Genomic DNA, 22,381 nt, shown 5'->3' with positions numbered 1-22,381 from the left:
CCATAAGTTTTCTCTCAAGACAGTTTTAGAATTACTTGTACCAACTATAGAGGTTTCCTCTAAAAAACTGGCAAAGGATTTGGGCAAACCCAACCTACAAAAATCGATAAACTTGTTGAATCTACGATACGAAAAAATTTTCTTATTTTGAGAAAATTCTAGAGGTAAATATGATTAAACGCTTAAAAGTATTGTTTTTGACTGCAATTGTGACTGTTTCCTTTATTGGAGTAACTGCTACTCATGCAAAAGCGAATACTTACCTTGCTGGAGAATTTACAGTTACTTTGGATGATGGAGAAAATGGCAAAACCTACAGAGGTTGTGATGCTCAGGGGAAATGTATAAATTTAGAAAATGGAACATCTTGGCGTGATAATGGTTATCGGGGTATTACTTGGGAAAATAGCGATTATACTTATTCAGTTTCCTGGCGTGAAAATGCCAATGAAGGAATGTATTTGAATATTTACAACAAAGATAAGCAGATATTACGCTGTCAACTAGTAGAGACAACTGAAAATGTGGGAACTCTCAAGGGTGTCACTTATTGTGATGTAGTGAATATTACATCTGGGCAACTGGCACTTCGTGATAGCCCGAATGGACAATCTAGGGCAGGTCTTGATAATGGCAATAATGTTTTGTTGAAGAAACAAGAGGGTATCTGGGCTTATGTAAGTGTCGTTCAAGGGCCCAATACTAGAGTTAATGGTTTGTCAAGATGGGTTAATTCAAATTATCTACATTTTAACCATTGTTCTTGAAACTGGTTTGGACAACTTTTATACCCAAAGGTTTGCTGCATAACCTTACTATTATACATCGTACAACCATTCCCCCAAACACCGTGAATAATTGTATTAATTCCTTGAGAGCGATAGTAACGAACTCTTTCACGAATCGTTTGTTCATCAGCATTATTGGTAACTTGATAGCGAGTTAAATAAATTCCTCTAATTACTTTCTTTTCCCAAGGCGTTTGAGGCAATTGGATTTTTTCTTTTCCTGAACTCTCTGAATATCCCGTCTTATGCCTGCATTCGTGCCAACTTCTGCAAGTCAAGTTTTGAGATGAATAATACTTATCCAGTCACCTCCTTCAGAACCATTTCCACTAAACCGCTCAGGAACACCAGGCCAAATATTGTTACCATCCAATGCTTGAATTTTGCTAACTATTAATTTATTGTTATCTAGTTTAAGAATGTAAATTTGATATGCATCGACTAAGCGCCATTTTAAATTTTCTTTTTCCGTAAACAAAATAATATTTGGGGAAAGGGAAATTCCTTTTTGTTGAAATTGCTGACGTAATCCATCAGGAATCATTCCTTTATTTAAATCTCCTTGTATAAAATTTTCGATCTCAAACAATGGTTCCTCATTCATAATCCAGTCGCCATGCAATGAGACAGTAAACTGATAGATATTATTTTGGTGAAAGACAGCTTTTTGCGACCAATCATCAGGTGTAATTAATCTAACAGCTTCTGTATAAGCATTATTTTCACTTGTCAAAGGTTCAACTTCTGTAATTAGATTCATATTACTATCCAATATATCATTGCCCATTGCCCAACGGATAGATTTTATTTCAGTTTTTGTAACTTGAACTGGCTCAATTTTCATTGGCAATATATAAAATACTTCACCTTTCAACACATTATCCGTATGAGCTAAAACAGATATACTACTCTTATGTAAACTATCAATTCTTACTGGCTTTTGAAATTGAATTACTAAACCTAGTTTAGTAAATAAATTTCTCAAATCCTGAGATTTTAAATTAAATAATTCATCCTCTGGGACATTGTTATAATTTTCCTGTGCTTCTGCAATAGTAGCTTCTAAAACTTGATCGTGATGCCAACTAGCATTGATTATGCGATTGAATTCTGTTATGGCTTCTGTAGTGGTTTCTTTCTGATTAATAGGTGTTGCAGGATTTTCTTGATAATTCGCTAGTACAGGATTATTATTTTTATTATTTATAGGTGATATAGTGCTTTCTTGACTACCAATCTTTCTTCGGCAATCATAAACTGTTACATTATTAGGATTACCTAAAAATACTGCCAGAGGTGCATAATAATGCGCTATACCATGCGGTAGTTGAGGTTGAGGCTCTAATTTTCCTTCTTTGTTTTTTTGTTTAGGCCATTCTACATTGCCAGTAGCTGTTCGGACAGGAATTAACCAATAATCACCTACCTGATAAAAGTTATTCTGAGTATCTGCTTGAAATTGAATCTCAATTCCATCTTCAAGGGGGAACCATTTATTACTCCCTTCAGATAAATTTACTTCGACTTCTTTAGAGTCCCAACGGCGTAATAGAGGGTGCTTTTCTGGAAGCAATGTGTTGCTCTTGCTATCTCCTGAGAGAATTACTTGATTCTCAATGCGATCCACTTGCTCAACTTTTAGTAGTTGGCGATCGCTATCTCCAAGTATATAATCATCATTGATGATTTCAACCCAATCACCTGCTGATAAACTAGAATTTTTGTCCTTTCCTAAATGTTCTAACTTGAATACAATTACTGAAGAATTTTTCTCAGGAGATGTCACAATAGGAAAAACAATTGAGCTATTTTCGCGTGACCAAACAAATGATAGTTGATTAGTAGTAGAAACTCTAAAAATTTCCGCACGATAAAGATGGTTTTCAGCACCACGAAATTTGGAATTAAACGGAATAACACATGGATCGTTTATTCCTGTAGAACTAGGCTTTGTAATTCTGGCAATAATTTCGCCTTTTCCCGGCTTCAATAATTCTTGACCTAGTACACTCTGAAAATAGTTACGATCCTTACTAACTTGCTTCGCAACCGTTTCAATATCTTGATTATCTTTTAATTGTTTGAGCTTAACTTGCCAAACTAACTTAGAGCGAATTGCTGTATCTGCTCCCCCTAAAGCAACTTCACGAATATTAATTTTGAAGTCGTCACGATCTTCAATCGGGGTTATCTGTCGTTCCCAAACATCAAGATAAGCAAGATATGTTGCTCCATTTAATTGAACTTTACAAGTATCTGTGGCTTCCGGCGTAAAATCTGGCTGCTGAAGATAAGATACAAATTCCTCATTTTCACAAAGTATACCATCTACATAATAGTTGCCTTTGCCAATTAAATACTTTTCAGATTGGAGTAATTGCTTTAGTTCTTGTTTTTCTTCCTCACTAAGATTGTTAATATTATTAATTTGCTCCTCCGTGGCGATAAATTCAAAGCCACAATTCTGCTCTGGGCCACCTTGTAGTCCAAATATATCTTTGGCCAAAGTTTGCAAGCGATTTAGTAAAATTGATGTCTGTTCGTTGAAGTCTGCATCTAATTGCACTCTACCTTGTTGCATCAATACTCGAAGAAAGTGCTTACTTTTGTCGTAGGTATCACGAGTAAAATCGCCTCTAAATTCTCCTTGCATAAAATCCTCTTTAGCTAGCGTAAATAATGCCAATTTCAGTATTAGCGGGTGTATATTCATCTAAACGGATGCGTAGGTTAGCCTCTTTTTGAGGCTGATATAGATTGTGAAAAGCACCCATTTCTGATTCATCATCAGCGCCACGTTTGATTTCTTCAGCACAGGTTGACGCTAACTGACAATAAGTAGGTGTGCCATAACGTATACTGTTGAATTGAGGTTGTAAGTGATGTCTGGTAACAAGCAGGTTTGCATCTAACTGTTCTGCCTCTAGTTCAGTTTCTTGTCTAATCTTTTGCTCCCCTAAATCGGGTTGACAATTATACCGACGTGGTGTGCGTGAGTTGGGCATCACGTAGCAGAAACGGATACAACCTTGTTGACGACGAGCAACAAATATAATGCCGTTAAAAATACTGTTTTCTGCTAAATCAATTGTATGTGCTTGAATCTGACCAATGACTGTGCAACGTGCAATAGTCAACCGTACATGGGCTATGGAGTAACCTGCTGCACCGATCGCTTCACCTTCTATACTGATAGCATCTATAATGCTATCGCTAATATTTATGGGTAAAGGGTCAGTCTCTACCTCATCTTGGTTAACCTGAATAGAGCCAATAATACTGTGTGCGATCGTTACGCACGCATTGATATTAAATAACTCCAAACTTGGCTCGCTAGAACGTCGGGGTTCGCAGTCACAATGTAATGACCAACCCGGCACTAATGTAGAATGACGGATAATAATCGCAGCTGGTTTTTGCATAATAGAGGTAGAATAATCTCCAAATTGAGTAGGATTACCTTCTATATGCACTCCCCGACCAGTAATCAATAAACCATCGAGAACAAAGCAACTTCCTGACTCTACTGTAACATTTAAAGCATCACCTAAAGAAGTTCTCCAATCGAGAATGCGTATCACCGGACGCTTGTGGTTAGCTGCACGTAATTGCAGACTTTGATTGTTTTCCAGTTCAATATTAATTCGTTCTACATAAACACCACTATCAATAATTTCAATCACAGCATTATGGGGTTTATCTCGCTGCCACTGTGAGATTGCTTCAGTAATAGTTTGATAATACCCTCGTGAAGTTTGACTGACGCTGTAATGAGCATAATGCTTTCTGATTTGAGATGGAAAAGCTTCTTCTAATAGCAAACGATTACAGCGAATCAGTTCTTTACCTTGGAGATTTTGCTGAACCAAACGTTTAGTTTTGGCACTCAAGGTGATAGATGCAAAACGTTGTTCATCATAAAGGCTTTTACCTAAAAGTAGTTGATTTAGCTCTGGAAGCAAAGCTGCAATTAAAGCTGGTTCGGGAGGAGGACTGGTGTAGGCATCCAAAAGCCTTTGGGTATCACTGGACAATTGCGATCGCAAAAACTCGGATAATGCAGAAGCATCTTGTTGTGAGCTAAAAATTGCTGGCTCTTGAATATCACCAACATCAAGTAAGAAATGTGCTGTAGAATCTAATAAAGTTCGGTCATATTCGCCACCACCAATATCAGCACTGAAACCATAATGATAAGAAACCCAAACACCATTTTTTGGTAACTGGCGGATCGGAAAAATCATTCGGCCTAATTCTGGATCAACTGCTATATAGTCTTGCTCTAGTTGATAATTCCAATCGCCCAGATCGGCAATAATAATTTGCTCTGGAGAGATTAGATGCAGTTTTGAGCCAACACCTTTCCAGACTTGCAAACTTTTGGTAAATTCTTCTGGATTTGGGTTTGAATCAAAATAATCGCTTTTGTGAGATTGCAAAACTTGCCGTTGAATGGGAACAGGTAAATTTAATTCGCAATCAATTTGGATTGCATCTTTTGCTAATTGGGGACGAGTGTAAAGCGGAGTATCGTTACCCGTTATACTAAATGTGTAGCAGTTAGAGCTAACTTCTTCCAAACAAAAAGCTGGTGTGAGAGTCATGGAATAAGCTTTTAATCGCCAAACAAAAATACCAATATTCGGAGTATTATACTTTCCAGGTTGCTCTTGTGAAGAAATATGGTGGATATCTACTGTATGAGCTAATTCATCGAATGGGCTATTTAACTTTGTGATTCCATCCACCTGACGCAGATTTAATGTTGTTGAGGTTGACGAACGCAGGTGATTGAGATGCTGTGTTTTGCTCACTAGCCGATCAAATTCTACAACTCGTATCGGCCAACCAGCTATTTTATCAGCCAGCAATTCCAACAAAGCTAGCGTCCCCTTGCGCCGTCGATAGCGAATAGTATTTGCTACTTCCCGACGAGGATTTAAAATCTTGTTATCTTGCTGTTTTGTACCAGAACTATGAACGCTTTGATAACCAATTAAATCACCAATGTATGGTACTACCCAATCTTGGCAAGTTTCAATAAACCAGTTCTCATAGAGTTGAGTAATATCTGCTTCAACAATATCTACTTGTTCAGCAATGACACGTAATAAATCCCGTAGAGGATAGCCAAGTTCTGCATCACGTATGCGGTAAACGGCTGGCAACAGTTCATAAAGACGGTCTGGGGAATTGCTCATGATTTCAACTCCTTCAGAATGAGTGTGTCTGGTACTTTCGGGCTAAGAATAGCTAATTGAGCCGGGAAAAGTTGGTTTGTTGTTGAATCAAAAACAGCCAAGTTTACAGGAATCCATTGTTTTGGTTGTCCATTTCCACGAGTGCTGCCTACTTTTGCCAGTTCTTGAAGTTTTTTATTTAAAATGTCTGGATTTTGAGCTTCAGTTTCGGAAACGCTATCTAAAATATCCACATCCACGTAGTCCACCCCAGGTACTTGTTGAATCGTGCTGATAACTCCACTGAGGACAATATCTTCTCCTAGTTCCTGATTTTCAAAGCTAAATTTATTAAACAAAGCAGTGCGAATTTTTAATGCTACAGATGACCATTGATAATTTGCTAAAATTCGCACATTGGCGCTGATAATTAACAGTATTAGTTCCCGCATATCTATTTGTAGTGACTGATAGGGGTCGCCAAACTGGTATAATGCTTGCACGAAACTACGATATAAATCTGAATTTCTATCAATATAAATATCATCAGCCCCAGCAATGGTAATATGCAGAATTTGATCCGAACCATTTGAAAGACGTTGAGCATTTGATTTGCCAATTCCAGTAAAAGTACGCGCAAAATTGGCATAGTCCTGCACGGAAACTGCACGGTTGAGAGATGTTATGCCAACGGGTGCATTGCGGCGTATTTCATAATCGCTTTCTGGGTCTGCGCCTCCTGTTGCTGCTATGGGGTTGAGTACGCCACTCAAACCTAGAGGTTGCATTGCCAGTTGCGTAATTTTTTCTGCTGCAACATTACCACTTTTGCCAGTGCCAGCGCGGTAGACTGCTTTGACATTTTCAATCCCACTAGGCAACCTAGCTCCATGTTTACCATTGCCAAAGATAATAGTTGTATTGCCATCACTATCAGTTTGGGTGACATAAGCGCGGTCTGTTGGACTTAACTCAATCAAATTTTCTACTTCTTGCCAACGGACATCATTAACATATACTTCTAAAGTGCTAGCAACACCACTAGGGATAGGTGCTGGTAGATAGCTAAGGGGCGGTAGTGATAGAGTAAATTGTTGATTTGCTTTAGTACCATCACCACTGCCCAGTATTTCAGTATGAGTCTCGCCATGAGTGGCTTTGACTACGTTGCCATAGATAGTAACAGTCTCTCGTTTGTAAGAATAAGCTAAAGGTCTAGCAAATTTCAGGAATGTATGGGGTTTGTCATTGGATAAATTCGCACATATATCTTGTCTCACCCCAGCTAACATAACAACTTCGCTAGCCCAGACACCGTTGACATCAGATATATCACTGCGTTCGCCGGAGATAATTAACCAACGTCCAGGTTGGAGATTTTCGTAAAGATTGTCTAGTTCAATTTCCATCCGATCGGATATATAATTTTGAGCGCTTGGTACATCTTTCAGGTCAATTGGTTTTTCCACCAAATTCAAATCTTCACTCTTGAGATACACTGTGGTTTTACGCATGACATCTAAAGATATATCCTGTTCTTTTAACCAAGGCTTATCTAAAGTGAGTTGGGTAATTCTTCCTACTATGTTATAGGCAATTTTAGAGATATTTTCAACTTTTATTACTTGATAAATCTCAATTTCATTAATATCTACACGTTCAATCGCTAGGTAACTTCCAGGTGTAATTCCATCATATTGAGCATCTAAAGCTAAGATATTTCGTAATTCTGATGGTAGTGTGCTAGAGGAGCTTGATATTGACTCATTTATATCTGCAATTTGCCATTCCTCATATTTTTCAATTCGCCCTTGCTGGTTAAAAATCGGCTTCAAAGCTACGTCATGTCCGAAAGGTGCAGCTTTGATTCCTAAAAACTCAATTCGGTTTAACTGATTAGCAGAATTAATTTTATTGTTGGTTAAAATTTGATATATTGCTGTGTTTGAAGCGGGATTTAAAGTATTATTAATTAACCGAAAATTAATATCAATGTTTTCGGGAGCGAAGATTTGTTGTTTTGTCCGCTCCAGTTCTAAAGCATTCGCAGGTTGTATGGATGGCAGTTTGATTAATTGTTTTATTCTTTGTTCTCTTGTATTTTCTGAATCTTCAAGAGCATTGGCAGTTTGTATGGATGGCAGTTTTATTCTTTGTTCTCTTGTATTTCCTGAATCTTCATTAGTTAACTTTTGTGTAACTTTTGGTGGTAATTGTAATGTAAGTTTTGTCCGGTTTTCCTCTGGTTGAGGCTCAATAATTTGAATTTTACGAATGAATTGTTTAGCATCACCAAAGATCAATAAAAGTGGATCGTTAGGTTTGAGATTCGCATTTATACCATCTAAATAAATCTTATCAATTTCGGTAACGGTTGTTGAATTAACTTGTTGTGGTTGACTTATCCGGGGCTTGAGTTGATTCAACTGGGCATAAGCTCGCAGTTTTTCGGATGTTTCAAAAAATTCCGGCGATTCGTCAGAATCAGGTATACTCTGGCTACTCAAACCAACAGGAATTTCCAAATTGTAACCATCTTCTAGGGTAAAAGCTAAATAAACGCTAGCGCTGACACCGGGACTATGTGCATAGTCTACTAATCGAGCTAATTCTACTAAGGAACGTCGCTCAATCGCAGTACGTAAGTAACCTTCATTGGCTATGCGTTCCTGATAAAATGTTAGAACGTCTGCGACAGTAGCCCAAGCATCTAGTAGAGCTAAAGACGTGTCTTGAGGATCGCGGGTTTTTAGATGTTTGAGTGAGGGAAACTTGCTCTCACCCAGACGCGCTTTCATTGTCTCGAAAAAGCTTGCATGGGTTCCAACTCGATAAGCTAGGGTAGAAAAACCAGGTTGATTTGCTACCGATGTGGGAGTGAGAATTTCAACACCTTCACAGCAACCACAACTAGAGCGATCGCTTGGTTTATAGTTATGACAGTTACAGCTACAACTCAATTTCATCTGCCACCTCGCAAATCGAGTGTAAATTTACCGTTTTCGGGAAAGTTGGGGTTGTTGTCGAGTCGGGCAATTTCCGAAGAACCAATGGGTAAAAAACCTGCTTCAATCTCGTGATTGTCACCTGCAAAAAGACGTTCTAATTTAGTTATAGAGACGCTTTCAACGCCTGGAACACTATAAGCTTGAGCTACAATCTGACTTAATGCAATTCCTTGCCCAAAAGTCAAGTTATCGGGATGGAAAAAACCACGCCGACCATCAGCTAAAATCCGGTTACTGAAAATATCCAGTAAAGCAGCTTTGACATGACCGCGCAAATAGTCAAATTTGACATCAACTCTCATCGCTATATCTAAACAGACGTATGCTGCTCGTTGAACGATGACATCATGACCAATGCGACGATATTTTTCTAGGTCTGTGGTAATATTTTGCAGTAATTTACGATCTACCGTTTCTTTGTTGAAGGGATCTACTGTCACCCAGACTTCATACCCACTGCCCGTCCAGCGTAAGGTGGCTGTTGCTTGTTGAACTTTTGTTGGGAAATGTTGCATTACTAATTGTGCGTAGTCATCAGCAGTAATGGCACGCTCTAATTTTTTGTGAGATAGGTGCGGTGCATATAATTTCACCTGAGATAGAGGTTCGGGTGCTGTCCCACCTTGAGCGGGGAAGGGCTGGTGTGGCTGCAATGTCGAACCACTAATTAGTTCATTGTGAAGTTCATTCTGAAGTTCATTGTGAAAAACAATATAAGAAATCGCTTCAGCACTAATATTACCTGCAAGTCCATTACCTACCCGGTAAGTTGCTTGAAAGTGAGTATTGGCTGCTGGTTTGATTCCTAATTCACCGTCTCCAAAACGCAAGTGAGCTTGTCCATCGTTGTCCATTTCCACAACAAAATGTCGATCTTCGTTGTTGCTGTCTATGAGGTCGTATTGGGGAGTCCAAGTAGAGTGATTTCCAGTATTCGTAAGTTGGATTTGGGGTAATGCTTGCTGGGGGTCTTGAATTAAGAGACTTTTAGCATCTTGGGTGAGGTTTTTTCTGGACAGAGGTTGGCTGAAAGTTAAAGGCGTTTTTTGTAAAGTAGGACGGAAGCGATCGCCAACTACTAAAATTTCTATAGGTTCGCCTTCTTCTTGGCATCCCTGGATTATCTCTTTTCCTGGTACAGTTCCTAAATCTTCCAGTTTAATAGTACGTCCATGATCGACTAGAATTACATTGCCTCTGGCAACACTAATATCAACTAACTGACAGTCTGGTGGTACTATTGCCGAAATGCAAAGGGGAAAAGGTAATGCGTCCTCTTCTGCCCATTCAATTTCTATAATTGGCTGATTGTAAAGTTCATCTACACTTGGCTTGACATTTGTCAGGCGGACTGCATGGCGATGCTTCATATCTGCATCTTCTGGGATACCTGTTTTCGGACTTCTAATTTCTTCAAAAATTAGGATGTCACCAATTTTTAGATGCAATTTTCGCTGCTGTTCGGGCGATTGAGTATTGGCGGAATTAGGCTTCTCTGGTTGTGTATGTTGTATAAATTCATCCAATAATGTAGCGGTTGTGGAACCAGGAGGAAGACAACAGGAGCGATCGCCCCAAGTATAAAATAGGATTTTGTTATGAGCCTTGTAGAGATGAATCAGTAAGGGCGTTAGCGGTTCAAATACTTCATAACTACTAGGAGAAATATGATTTAGGTGAAGACTATCTTTCAAGACAGTCCCAAGGGAAGGCGCATTATTATAACTAGTAATAAAGTAGAAATTTTTTGTTTCCAGGGGAATATCATCACTTGTTTCTAGCCACAACCAAGTACGTGAATTGCAGCCTTCATGCATCGGATAATCGATCAGACGGGCATGACGGCGAACAGAAATGCGTTGACGGGCAGTTTCTAGATAAGCTTCGGTGGCTACAGCATCCTGATAGTAGCTGAGATAATCGCCAACATAAGCGAGGATTTCCACTAAAGTAATACCTAAATCCGGGACGTGACGTTCTTCCCAATCCGGCATTATCAGGGAGAGGCGGTCTAAAATTAACTGGCGAAAACTAGCATAATCTTTGGCCAAATAGTTGATAGCTGGTTCAACTAATTGTGGTGGCGGACAAGTTTGCTCTTGCTTGCAATCCATGTCAGTGTTACAGATGCCATCTCGGAATTTAAATTCTACTTGGGAGTAGCGCGGGTCAAAATTGGGATATGGTTGATCTGTAGGTTTGCCCTGTTCATCTAATGACACCAAGCACAAAGTATACACAGAGAAATCACCTGGTTGGTCAAGATTAACTCTTAAGTAACTCTCACAATTTTGAGGACTTTCTATCTGTATATTAGTCACATGAAGATGGCGGATGCGCTGGCCGCCTTTAATCTGGAGATTCTCTTTTTTTAAGTCTTCTGGTACCGAACCTAAAAAATAGACATATAGCGATGCTCCGAAGGAGCCGCTACGCGATCGCAAATCATCGCTAACTTCTACATAATCTAGCCCGTTTTTTCTTTGCCTACGGATTTCTTGGCGGCGCTGTTCGTTTTGGTAAGTTAAGGTGTGGCTATTCATGGCACTGTTGTCCTAAAAGTAGCTGTTTGTGTCTCCCCAGAACTTTGCACCAAATACTCCACCACTATGTAAAGACTGGAATCAACGCTTGTTACTTCCAAAGTTTGCAAATCGATTAAATCACCCAACCATTGCTCAATAGATGCTTGAATAGTAATTTCCATAGCTTTTGCTAGTTCCGGGCTATTGGGTGCAAAAATTAAAGACAATACACCACTGCCGAAATCTGGGCGGTTGACTCGTTCGCCGGGAGTAGTAAACAGTAGTTGTTCAATTAAGTCGCGGATGTGTTGATTTTCATCGCTGGTGCTGGCGGTGTGATAGTTTATATCGAAATGGAAGGGAAAATCGATGTTGATGACATTCCTCTGTCTGGGTAGATTTACGAGATATTCTGGCATTAAGTTACCTCCAAATCAAAGTTGTTAATCGATACCTTATTACCATTTAGCTTCACGGTCGCACTCTTTCCGTTATTGATTTCAATTCCTGAATTATTCATCACTATTTTCATAGTTTGCTTCCCGATTTTGGCTTCGATAGTTATGCTTTGCTTACCTTGTTTATCATTAATTTCAATCTTGCCAATATCGGTTTTAAGTACCTTAGTTTCTGGGTCATAAGGATTAGCTGGTACTATGTTTGGAACCTTTTCATCTGCCCAAAAGCAGCCACTCCAAATGGGGTAGTCAGGATCTCCGTTTTCAAACTCAATCCACACTAAAGCACCTTTGGGTGGAATCAAGAATAACCCAACTCCTTGACCTGCATAGGGAACGCAAGGTAATGCCCAACCGCTAGGATCGTTGCCAAAAATTTCTTCCACTTTTGCCTGTACGCGACCAATCTTCCACGGGTCATCATTGTTAAATACTACGCCTCGGTATTTGCCGTAAAAAGAAGGTCTTTGTTGATTTATACTTCCATAAGTATCAAGTTTTGATTGGTTCATACTTTTAACATCTGAATTGTTGCACCTTGTCCCTCGCGTTTCAAGGTGAAACTTTGTTTATATTCGCCACGCTTGATGCGATGTGTTACTTGTTTGACGTAGTAATAACCGCCGTAAGTTTTTCCCACACCCCTCACTCCCACCAATTGACGCACTTCTAAGACATAACCATAGCGAACAGTATCTACTTCCCCACTAGCAGTTACGGCATTCTCCTGCGAACGGCTGGCCAATAATTCGGTTTCCTTTTGAGCGAGGATTTTTTCGAGTTTATTGGTGCTACGTAGCACTTCTGTTCGTAATGATTTAGCAGGCTTATTAGCTAAAGCTTGGCCGGGCGATTTAGGAACCTGAATCGAAATTGATGTTCCAGTTTTTTCATCACTAATTGATGCTTGAGGTTTAATAGATTCTAGAGCATTAAAATTGAAGTTTATAGATGAATCTACATTGGTAAACGCCCCCATATTCATTGACAATGCTGGTTGATAAGGAGTAACTTTCTTTTTTTCCTCACCCCAGTAAGCAATGTTTTTACCAGGAATTTTATCGGGCTTGATTTCAAAAATAAAACTATTACGTAGAGCTAGTTTCTGAATAAACTGTAAGTCTGAACTTTGCTGAGTTGTAATTTGTTCTTCTTTTTTGGGTGCAAAATCTTTAGTAGTATCTTGTACATCTAATGTCAGCCCATATTTAACTTTATATTTTTGTAAAATTTGCTTAACTATTCTAGAATCAGATAAGTTTAGGTAAGTTTCATTTTTATCTTCCAGATCGAGCATAAGACTAATATCTTCACCAGTAACTATTAGCCTTGATTCCCCTGGTTGATTACTGGGTGCAATTTGATGATCGGTAATAATGCCGTCAATTAATATAGGGCTTTGAAGACTACGGCTTACACCGACTTTTACATTAACTATGATTTGAATAACAACTCGATTGAGAGGATTCAAAATATCTTTTTGAAGTAACCAATAATCTGAAAAGTTTTTTAATTCTTTACTCAGACTAAAGGTCATTTGAAAGGCACTGCGATCGCGGTCTTGCTGAGTCACTTCTAAGTCTATCAGCGCATCTATTACTTCATAAGGTGCAGGTGTTGGTATGGTGCTACCAATCATAAGTTTTAGGCGAATATCTGAGTCAGGCATAAGTTAACCTTTTTAGATCGGGGGAATACGTAGTCGCCGACCAATTTGGGCAGTCAATTCATCAGGGTGCATAGCGTTGTTAGCATCGCATAGATGCCAGAAAACTTCCGGGTCATGTAGATAATTTGCAGTGATATTATCTAGGCGATCGCCTTCGCTGACTTGATGTTCTTGAAAAATTTCAAACCTCTGTGATGACGGTAAAAATCTCCGCCGGAGGTAAACGATAGTTTTATTTGATGTTGTTTGCCACTTGGCAATTTCTATATCGTAGTAACGACTGCTTTCAGTAAACATTTTACTCTTTTTATTTTACAACTAAAAATCTATATTTACCGAGATATTTTTGAGAAACTTACAGATGAAATAACTCATGGTTGAAACTAGCCAAATTTATAATAAAGAAGCAACAGTCTTGATAACAGTCGCAGCCGTGTTTACCTTAGCTAATTTCTCTTTTTGCTTGTGATAGACTCTGAACAAGCTGCTGCCTTTATGGTCAAATCTCAAATCATTTGTGCTTAATACTTGCATACCTAAACTGACTTTGGCACGAATGGGATTTAGTTTAGAATCGAATGCTTCTTCGGTAATGCTGAACTCAGAGAGGCGTACTGGCATTACACGATTTAAGCTCCATATAAATACACTTAAATCCGCCTCATTTGGTAAGATTTCTAAAACACCTGTACGGGCGAGTTGATTGTTTGTCTGAATTTGGCTACTTTTAGGATAGATCAGGGTTTCTAGGGCTGCTAATTGGGGGTATATGCCAAATAACACTGTATCTGGATTTTTTGCAGGAAACTCCAGTTGATCTGTAGCATCAATTTCTGCCTCTAGTTGAATTGTTTCCATAGGTGGTGCAACTAGACGCAAAGCTTCTAGGCGATCGCTTCCTTCAGAACCCGCACTCCGTACTTGTAAAGTGCGTCTGAGTGTTTCGGGATTGTATTGCAATACGATTATTCCTTTGGGCAAAAAGCTAACAGCATCAAGGATGGCGATCGTTGCTTTTAATGTCTTTGGCGTACCAGGAAAGTGAGACATAAAATTATTCCTAAATTATTTGTGATTTCTGGTACTAATTTGGGTAATTGCATAGATTAATGTAAACGAGAAAATTGGCGATCGCACCCTTAAAAGCCGTAACTCTTAATTGTGGTAATGGCTATCTAAGCTATAATTTGCGTTTCTTGTAAGAGCGATCGCATTCTTTTAAGACCGTCGCTACATGATTAGATATCCCACTGTCTAAAATTTTAAATTGTTTGATGACATCATCTTTGGTTCCATGCAACATTGGTAATCAATTACTGTCTGTATGCATCAACTTTTTTGATTTTCATCTTTACTCCAAGTAATTATACTATCTATTCCACCACCAAAGATGAGGCAAAGAAAACCGTAGGCTCCTATATAACTTAGAAGTTCTTTCTCGTTTCCTCCAAAAACATCTCTAATGTTGGTACACATTGCTATGAAAGTCAGAATGGTAAATAAAAGAATCACTCCAAACTTTGTCCATTTATTTGAATAAAACAAACTACAATATACCCCAACTCCAGCAGAACCAATAAATAACATAGGATAATACAATTTACCTGAAAAACTACTACTTACAAACCATGTTATTAGTCCTATTAAGCAGCCAATCAAAAAGCCTTTTATAGCTTTTAAGGGAAAGTTTTTAGCAATTGTAAATATATCTGCAAAATTCATTTCATTACCTCATATACTATTATTAATCAGCACTCTCTTTCTAGCTTATTTTTCCTTTGTTCAGATACTCTCTAGTTCTGATTTATAAATTTATAATGCGTGAAATCGCATTTGCTCAATTTCTTTTTACCTGTGCGATCGCATTTCTTTTACACAGTCCCTACAATAGCTTGGAAAATGAGGCGATCGCTTCCTTCAGCACCCGCACCTCGTACCTGTAAAGTGCGTCTGAGTGTTTCGGGATTGTATTGCAATACGATTATTCCTGTGGGCAAAAAGCTAACAGCATCAAGGATGGCAATGGTTGCTTTTAATAAGCATGGCGCACGGGGAAAGTGAGACATAAAAATATTCCTAATTTATTTGTGTTTTCTGGTAATAATTTGGGGAATTGCATAGATTAATGTAAACAATAAGATTGGCGATCGCAGTCTAAATAGGAGTACAATACGCTGCATATATACTAAGCTTTGTCAAGTTGCTTTGGCTCTAAAATTAGTAGTCATAAAGGTTCCCGTGCCGGAATATTGGAGAGTGGTGTCTGGTTCTGGTGGTATTGTTGGTTGGGTAGCTGGAACCATTACCTGAAATTTTGCTTTGAATGTATTACCTTTGAGTAATACTACTTTTCCCTTAGATTTAACTTTTTTGGATTTTTGATTAGCGGCTAAGGATTGAATAGAAAGTATTCCCATACCTGGGATGACAAAGGGCGGACTTGTATAAGGACAAGCAGGAACAATGACTTTTTTCTCGTCGCCATCGATACAAATAGTCTTTTTGTTAACTGTAGCTCTCCCAGTACCAGTTAAGAACCCAGGACGTACTACAACTATTGCTTTGCCAAAGATGGGGTTGAATATGGCGCGATCGCCAGTGATGAGAATAAAGTCTAACATCAGCTTTTTGGTGAGAAAATAAAAGATTAATTTGCTATGTGGCGATCGCACGTTCATCAACTTTCATATATGGGCGATCGCTTTGAGGTCAGGTTGAACCAGTAAATAATGGCGCGATCGCAAGCTCATCAACCTTCATACATGAGCGATCGCTTTGAAGTCAGGTTGAACCAGCAAATAATGGTGCGAGCGCACGCTGATCAACCTTCATACATGGGCAATCGCATTACCTTTTTACAGTCTCCCTATAAGAGTTTGGAAGATGGGGCGATCGCACTCTTCAATTGCCGTAACTGTTAATTATGAAAGTGGGGGTTAAGATATCATTTGCGTTCCTTACAAGAGCGATCGCCGTAATTTGCCAGCTTTGTTCATCACTCATCTCTCGGTATCAATTAGTAGCGATCGCCCCCTCGTCTCCCGTACCACTAACACACTTTACAATATCAGCGATCACAACGTTTGCGGTTGGTGCGTTACTTGCCTACGGCACGCTACGCGAACGTTAACGCACCCTACAAGATCAGGCGATCGCACTTGAATACTTTTTATATGAAAGCTTTATTTAGAAGCTATCCCAGATAAATTTTGTACAACTTATTTTTACATGATTCCTTTCACCGCATTTTTCAGATCATTGTTTCCCTCTTTTCTGCCCTGTTTTTGGTATGCTTTTGACGTATCGGTGTATGTCCATCCATGCTTCATGCTGATGAGCGCGTTTACCCCGAACTGATCAGGGTCTTGGTCAAAGTGCTTAAACTTCGAGGTCTCCGTGCTAGGGTAGTCGAACGAGTAGTATACAGCCGCGTCGCTAGGCAGAATATTGTGTAAAAACGGCGCACACGCCCCACATGGCTTCCTTTCCGTGTAGACTGGATTGATAGCCACACCCATATTATTTCTCACTGTGTCTGCGTTTTGCTGTCCACCGAAGGAACCTTGTTCCCAGCCGGTTTTGATATTTTGTAACGCTGGATTTTGTGACGCGACAGCCAGCCAGCACTGTTTTTCCGAATGATATTGGTTACTGTGTTGCGTGTTATTGTTGCCATTGACCCAGAAGGTCGCGTAGTTAACACCAGTGAAGTCATTGTTGCCTTGTCTCGCCGTGCGGGATGGCAAGGAAAAAGGAGATGTCTCGTATGGCACTTGGGTCAAGTTATAGGCTTGCACGACCGTAGGATTTTGACCCTGCACCGCCCCCCCATTCTGCTGCACGACATGAGTCAACTCATGGGCAATCAACTCCTGTCCGCCGCGACTCCCAGGGTTATATTCCCCCTGCCGAAAGAACACATCCTGCCCTGTCGTAAACGCCTTCGCTTGTATCGATTGATTCAACTGGTCTGCCTGAGAATCTGTATGTACCTTCACGCCACTAAAATCCGCCCCCATCGCCCGCGCCATTGACCGTTGCAGACCTGCATCTAAAGCCTGTCCACTTCCCCTGGCACTATTGATGGCAGATTCGACATCCGTTGAAGCTTCCCCAGCTCCTCTGGCATCTCGACCCTGTAGGATTGACTTAGCTTGTAGTTTTTCATCTTCCGGCACGGCTTCTGGCTGTATCTGGGTTAGTAAGGGCGACCTCTGGAGGACAGAAATACTCGGTTTTGTCTGGATTTCCTCTTCTGCTGCATCCTGACGCTGTACCGACTTTCCTTGAGTTGACTGTGCCGCAGATGGTGTATTTATCTGTTGTACCACCTGGGATGCTACCCGATCTGCCTCCTGTTCATACTTGTCCCCTGGCTCCCGAATTGTCAACTTTGCCTGTATTGGCTGTGGTTGAGTCGTGCTTATAGGCACTCGGCTAAAGTCTTTGGAAAAAGCCGAATTACTTAATGCCAGTGCTTCTTGTTCTTCAAATTGTACCCCTGCGTCCGCAAGCGAACGAACGGCAGCACGCTGTAAAATGCCACTCGCCTGGGGTGTCTCACTCTTTTGCTGCTGATTAGTTTGGGCAATTCTTTGACTAGTCATGGTTTCATTCCTCGGTATTCAATATGCCATTCATTGTGCTGCTCAGTCGCTTAAGAAATGTCTCGTCAAGTTTCAGGCTATTGTCTCTTTAAACTTTTCAAACGATGCTTCATCAGGCCAAATCCATTTAGGACAATCAGTTCCGCCAGCCATTGTATCTACTGTACGGTGCGTATGCATGTGAGATTTCTGAATTTTGTATTTATCCACCAAATATCCAATCAGGTTTAACGAACACTGTTGTTGCTCTTGTGTCATACCTAAATTATTTTTGTCAGCAACGTGTTCGATTCCGATAGAACGATGATTCATAGCTCTGTCACCTGCGTGCCAAGCGGTATGATCTTCTAACACCATTTGGATGCACGTACCGTCACGAGCAACAATGTAGTGTGCAGAAACTTGCTCTTCAGGGTTTTGGAATCGGGCTATAGCAGCTTGCAATGAACTCTCGGTGTTGTGACACACAATAGAATCAATTGTCGATTCCCGGTAATCAGTCTGATTTTTAGAGCTTGCAGGAATCCATTTTACGTCTGGTCTACTCATCATTTTTCTCCTAACATTTTGATAACTATTTCTTGTGCAATTTGTTGCCCCATTTGGGTAGAGTTAATTCCAGGCTTTACTTGAATTGCACCACCAGGCACTACCCCACCTGAGAGCAAGTTGTTTGGTATACCTTTATTAGCCAACAACTTCGCCAATTCAATCTCTACCTCAGCTTGCAACAACCGCGCCTGACTAGGAGAAATCGGCATTCCCTCTAAAATCAGCTTCTCTATATCAATATTGATATTCATACCGTTACACCCGTAAGTACTGAAACCCGAAAATCTGTCTCATTCACTGGTCGATCCAATTTGCGAAACTCAGCCCGCGCCGCGGTTAACACCAACTGCATCGTCACCGACGTACCAGCCCCAGCAGCCAGAAACGCCGCATTCAAAGCAATATTATGAATACTGCCCCCCGTCATATTCAAACGTGCCAAACGGTTAAAATCTAAATCCTGTATTGGTGTCTCTGGTGGAAACACCTTTTGCCACATCACCTGACGTTCAGCCACACCCGGAAAAGGAAAATTCACAATAAACCGCAAGCGACGCATAAAGGCATGATCTAACGAACTCTTGAGATTCGTTGCTAGAATTGCCAAACCGCGATAAGCCTCCAATCGCTGCAACAGGTAATTCACCTCAATATTGGCGTAGCGGTCATGGCTATCTTTCACTTCAGAACGTTTGCCAAACAATGCATCCGCTTCATCAAAAAACAGAATCGCCCCGCCATCTTCCGCTGCATCAAACAAACGCCGCAGATTTTTCTCCGTTTCTCCAATATATTTGTTGACCACAGATGAAAGGTCAATCCGGTAAAGATTTAGCTGCAAATCATTGGCTATTACCTCCGCCGCCATCGTCTTCCCTGTGCCGCTTTCCCCTGCAAACAAGGCACTAATCCCCATACCCCGATTCATCCGGTTGTGAAAACCCCACTCTTGATAAACTAAGCTGCGCTGCCTGATTTGGTCAGCTATTTGATGCAGCAAGTTTGTCTCTTCTGCTGGTAGGACGATATTATCCCAAGTTGCTTTCGGGTCGAGGCGTTGAGCTAAAGTATCCAACTGCGGACGAGTACTAGCAAGACAAGCCGACCAAAGCTTACCACGCAAGGTTTTTCTCCAAGCCGATTCGTTGAACCTCTCCCCCAACCCCTCTCCTTGTAGGAGAGGGGAGTCCTCTTCCTCCCCCCTTCCCTTGTAGGGAAGGGGGGCTGGGGGGGTTAGGTCTTCTTCCTGCGATGGCATTTCCCCCAACACTTGCTGGGCTATCTGCTCAATCTTGACTAAATTGAGGTTAAACTGAGTCGCCAGAACCTGCGGACTACTATCTGCCACTCCTCCTAATACCTCAGTCCAAGTAGCTTTTTGTTCCGTGAGTGTTGGCTTTTCAACATCTACGACAATTGTCGGCAGACCCAATTGCCTAACTTCACGAGTGCTAAGGAAAAGTAGACCACCACTGCGGGTAAGAAACCGATGCAAGGGAAGTGCTTGTCCTTCTGTAGTCGGTTTAGTGTCAATTTCTTGGGCATCTAAATACAGCGCCAGCGGCAAAAGCAAGCTTTCCCGATGCCACAAACGAGCAATCGTCTCCAATTCTCCCGCCTGAGTGGGCAATAATTCCACTGACAAACGATAGACATATTTATCTAGTTGGGCTGCTATATGTTGGGCTATTAGTTGCTTGCTGAGGGAATCTGCCCCCACTAGCTGAATAATAGGTAAACGCTGCTCTCTGTGCGTTTGGTGCAGTTGCTGAATAATTGTTTCGACAACAGCGTTTTGAGATGGGGGTAATTTTACACTCCATTCTGCTGTTTCCATCGGCATCAGTAATGATACCAAGCGATCGTCTAGAGAATTTAATCCTTTGATATAACTTAATATACGTTCATCTAGCCGTAAACCACTCGTAGTCAGAGGTTGAACTCCTGACTGATGAATTTCAATTAATCGCCAGTAACGTAAAGGGCGTTCCCAACAAAGGGCATCCCAAGCAGGTTGCTCGAATAGTGATAAAGCCAACGCAAAGGTAGGGTAAGGCTGGTGAGCATTATCCTGTGCTTTGGCACAAAGACGAGCCATACCCGGATCTAATTCCATTGCCACACATAACAATAAAACCTGTTGTTCAAAGTCAGATAAATCTAATTTTTGACTTAAGAGAAGCAGGGCTGGGGGTGGATTCATCCCTTCCGCCATTGCCATTTCTATTACTTTAGGCTTCTCAATATCAGGTAACTGTGCAAGCTCACATAAACGCCAGCGTAACCAAGCCAGTGCATTTGCTAGGTATTCTTCATTGTTTGCTATCCACAAATCGAGGTTGTTCATAAAATCACCACCTTCTGATTCTGGTCGAAAACAGGCGGTGTCACTGTACGATCCACCAGCAAACTATCTACACCATCAATCCGCACCCGCACAAAATACTCACCCGGTGTAACATCTGCAATCCGAAACTCCAGCCTATCTGTTTGATTTGGATGTGGTTGAGCTAGTATTTCGCGATCGCCTAACAATAACGCCACCCTTTGTCTTGGTCGCACTTGGGGGCTTAAAATCAGAGTGAGCGTTACTTCGCCATTAGCATCTGCTGTTGCCTCTCGTGGTATAATATCCAAGATTTTTGGTGCTAAGGCAAAAGATAATTCATTAGTAGTCCGACTTGGTTCGCCAGTTCGCGTTACTTTGGTTACCACGGTATATAAACCTGCTGCCCAGTTTTCAGGCTCATCAGGTAATTGAACTCTAATATCCGTTGCCGTCCTCTCTACTAAAGGTGATAAGTCCAGAGAAATTTCTAAACGAATATTTGTCAAAGATATAACTACATTTTCAGCATCTAAGTGAAAACCATTAAGAGTTAGAATATCGCCCAATCTGGCGCTAGCTTGCTGATTAGGCAATTGCAGAGAAACCAGTGTGGGCAAGGGAGACAATAGGTTTGATTGCAGAATTGGCCCGCGATCGCTAGACTGACGTTTAATAATTGGTAGCGGAGTTTTTGCAGACAAGCTACTCTCAATCAGCACTACTGACACCTCATAAGCAGCAGAAACTCGATAAGGTACTTGAAAAGTTGACCAGAGATTAAACACCTCTTCCACAGATAGCGGTTGATAATCAATTCGCAACTGTTCTTCTTGTAAGTCAAGGTCGTACTCGGTCGGATCATTAGTAGGCAAGGCTGCCCTAATATCCGCAGAAGTAATCATAGGATGGTCATTAAAAACACTCATAGCCACACCTAATAACCGATGACTCGTAGGTTCTGGAAAGTCATCATTTTGGGCGTAAGCAGTCAGTAGGTAGTAGAGGTTCAACGGCAAAAGCTGGTGTCCTGTCTCACCAGGCTTCACTTGAGAAGGAATATCCATATTCCGCCAAGCTGGGTTTATTTGAGTATCGTAGAGAAATAAATTAACTTGATCGCCACTACTAACAGTATTATCTCGTACTTTATCCAATGGTCGTGTCGTCACAGTGATTCCCCCCGAACTCTCAACATCAAACCTTTGCTGGAGCAAGTGACGCAATGTAATTGTGACAGCCGCAATAGCTAAAGCGTTGCTCATCGC

At 40.7% G+C, this 22,381-nt stretch carries 21 protein-coding genes and 1 pseudogene; 3 read left to right on the top strand and 19 right to left on the bottom strand.

All coding sequences use genetic code 11. The annotated features are described in order from the left end of the window. Window positions 1–170: 170 nt before the first annotated feature. On the top strand, window positions 171–767 hold the full coding sequence (locus tag ACR5KR_RS04240) for a hypothetical protein (protein WP_448265590.1): 597 nt from the start codon (window positions 171–173) through the stop codon (window positions 765–767). Here the strand turns inward: ACR5KR_RS04240 and ACR5KR_RS04235 are convergent. From ACR5KR_RS04235 to ACR5KR_RS04170, 14 genes and pseudogenes are all read right to left on the bottom strand, one after another. Beyond that, window positions 752–1,000, bottom strand: a pseudogene (locus ACR5KR_RS04235) (family 10 glycosylhydrolase); the annotation flags it as partial. The gene ACR5KR_RS04240 and the pseudogene ACR5KR_RS04235 sit on opposite strands and share 16 nt — an antisense overlap. A 62-nt stretch (window positions 1,001–1,062) precedes the next feature. Further along, complete coding sequence (locus ACR5KR_RS04230; protein WP_448265589.1) at window positions 1,063–3,441, bottom strand: DUF6519 domain-containing protein; 2,379 nt, start codon at window positions 3,439–3,441, stop codon at window positions 1,063–1,065. Window positions 3,442–3,451: 10 nt separating this feature from the next. Continuing rightward, the gene (locus ACR5KR_RS04225) at window positions 3,452–5,989 is read right to left on the bottom strand and encodes a hypothetical protein (protein WP_448265588.1); all 2,538 of its coding nucleotides are present in this window, start codon (window positions 5,987–5,989) and stop codon (window positions 3,452–3,454) included. Further along, complete coding sequence (locus ACR5KR_RS04220; RefSeq protein WP_448265587.1) at window positions 5,986–8,934, bottom strand: putative baseplate assembly protein; 2,949 nt, start codon at window positions 8,932–8,934, stop codon at window positions 5,986–5,988. The genes ACR5KR_RS04225 and ACR5KR_RS04220 overlap by 4 nt, the downstream gene beginning before the upstream one ends. Next, window positions 8,931–11,519, bottom strand: a complete 2,589-nt coding sequence (locus tag ACR5KR_RS04215; RefSeq protein WP_448265586.1) for a putative baseplate assembly protein — start codon at window positions 11,517–11,519, stop codon at window positions 8,931–8,933. The genes ACR5KR_RS04220 and ACR5KR_RS04215 overlap by 4 nt, the downstream gene beginning before the upstream one ends. Further along, window positions 11,516–11,920: a GPW/gp25 family protein gene (locus ACR5KR_RS04210; protein WP_448265585.1), complete on the bottom strand. Its 405-nt coding sequence runs from the start codon at window positions 11,918–11,920 to the stop codon at window positions 11,516–11,518. The genes ACR5KR_RS04215 and ACR5KR_RS04210 overlap by 4 nt, the downstream gene beginning before the upstream one ends. Next, the gene (locus ACR5KR_RS04205; protein WP_448265584.1) at window positions 11,920–12,471 is read right to left on the bottom strand and encodes a phage baseplate assembly protein V; all 552 of its coding nucleotides are present in this window, start codon (window positions 12,469–12,471) and stop codon (window positions 11,920–11,922) included. Before ACR5KR_RS04205 ends, ACR5KR_RS04210 begins: the two co-directional genes overlap by 1 nt. Further along, entirely contained in the window at window positions 12,468–13,628 is a 1,161-nt protein-coding gene (locus ACR5KR_RS04200; RefSeq protein WP_448265583.1) for a hypothetical protein, read from the bottom strand. The genes ACR5KR_RS04205 and ACR5KR_RS04200 overlap by 4 nt, the downstream gene beginning before the upstream one ends. A 12-nt stretch (window positions 13,629–13,640) precedes the next feature. After that, on the bottom strand, window positions 13,641–13,925 hold the full coding sequence (locus ACR5KR_RS04195) for a LysM domain-containing protein (protein WP_448265582.1): 285 nt from the start codon (window positions 13,923–13,925) through the stop codon (window positions 13,641–13,643). A 96-nt stretch (window positions 13,926–14,021) separates the two neighbouring features. Continuing rightward, window positions 14,022–14,678, bottom strand: a complete 657-nt coding sequence (locus ACR5KR_RS04190) for a hypothetical protein (protein ID WP_448265581.1) — start codon at window positions 14,676–14,678, stop codon at window positions 14,022–14,024. A gap of 130 nt (window positions 14,679–14,808) precedes the next feature. Then, window positions 14,809–14,931 carry a hypothetical protein gene (locus tag ACR5KR_RS04185; protein WP_448265580.1) on the bottom strand — a complete coding sequence of 41 codons (123 nt, stop codon included), beginning with the start codon at window positions 14,929–14,931 and terminating at the stop codon, window positions 14,809–14,811. A gap of 26 nt (window positions 14,932–14,957) precedes the next feature. Then, the gene (locus ACR5KR_RS04180; RefSeq protein WP_448265579.1) at window positions 14,958–15,350 is read right to left on the bottom strand and encodes a hypothetical protein; all 393 of its coding nucleotides are present in this window, start codon (window positions 15,348–15,350) and stop codon (window positions 14,958–14,960) included. 149 nt (window positions 15,351–15,499) lie between these two features. Next, window positions 15,500–15,694 (bottom strand): hypothetical protein, encoded by a 195-nt coding sequence (locus ACR5KR_RS04175; RefSeq protein ID WP_448265578.1) that lies wholly within the window; start codon window positions 15,692–15,694, stop codon window positions 15,500–15,502. Between the two features lie 129 nt (window positions 15,695–15,823). Continuing rightward, complete coding sequence (locus tag ACR5KR_RS04170; RefSeq protein WP_448265577.1) at window positions 15,824–16,306, bottom strand: hypothetical protein; 483 nt, start codon at window positions 16,304–16,306, stop codon at window positions 15,824–15,826. Between the two features lie 51 nt (window positions 16,307–16,357). Between ACR5KR_RS04170 and ACR5KR_RS04165 the strand changes: the two genes are divergently transcribed. Together ACR5KR_RS04165 and ACR5KR_RS04160 are read left to right on the top strand one after the other, a co-directional pair. Beyond that, window positions 16,358–16,549: a hypothetical protein gene (locus ACR5KR_RS04165; protein WP_448265576.1), complete on the top strand. Its 192-nt coding sequence runs from the start codon at window positions 16,358–16,360 to the stop codon at window positions 16,547–16,549. Window positions 16,550–16,551: 2 nt separating this feature from the next. Beyond that, window positions 16,552–16,758, top strand: a complete 207-nt coding sequence (locus ACR5KR_RS04160; protein ID WP_448265575.1) for a hypothetical protein — start codon at window positions 16,552–16,554, stop codon at window positions 16,756–16,758. Between the two features lie 94 nt (window positions 16,759–16,852). On the opposite strand, the gene ACR5KR_RS04155 is transcribed toward ACR5KR_RS04160, so the two are convergent. From ACR5KR_RS04155 to ACR5KR_RS04135, 5 genes are all read right to left on the bottom strand, one after another. After that, entirely contained in the window at window positions 16,853–18,235 is a 1,383-nt protein-coding gene (locus ACR5KR_RS04155) for an eCIS core domain-containing protein (protein ID WP_448265574.1), read from the bottom strand. 72 nt (window positions 18,236–18,307) lie between these two features. Further along, window positions 18,308–18,784 (bottom strand): N-acetylmuramoyl-L-alanine amidase, encoded by a 477-nt coding sequence (locus ACR5KR_RS04150; protein ID WP_448265573.1) that lies wholly within the window; start codon window positions 18,782–18,784, stop codon window positions 18,308–18,310. After that, a complete protein-coding gene (locus ACR5KR_RS04145) occupies window positions 18,784–19,038 on the bottom strand; it encodes a hypothetical protein (RefSeq protein WP_448265572.1) in 255 nt (84 codons plus the stop codon). Before ACR5KR_RS04145 ends, ACR5KR_RS04150 begins: the two co-directional genes overlap by 1 nt. Beyond that, on the bottom strand, window positions 19,035–21,134 hold the full coding sequence (locus tag ACR5KR_RS04140) for an ATP-binding protein (RefSeq protein ID WP_448265571.1): 2,100 nt from the start codon (window positions 21,132–21,134) through the stop codon (window positions 19,035–19,037). Before ACR5KR_RS04140 ends, ACR5KR_RS04145 begins: the two co-directional genes overlap by 4 nt. Then, window positions 21,131–22,378: a DUF4255 domain-containing protein gene (locus tag ACR5KR_RS04135; protein ID WP_448265570.1), complete on the bottom strand. Its 1,248-nt coding sequence runs from the start codon at window positions 22,376–22,378 to the stop codon at window positions 21,131–21,133. The genes ACR5KR_RS04140 and ACR5KR_RS04135 overlap by 4 nt, the downstream gene beginning before the upstream one ends. Window positions 22,379–22,381 lie beyond the last annotated feature (3 nt).

The organism is Nostoc sp. DSM 114159 (genome assembly GCF_053470285.1).
The sequence above is the reverse complement of the archived record's forward strand: the minus strand, read 5'-3'. Positions and strand labels throughout refer to the sequence as shown.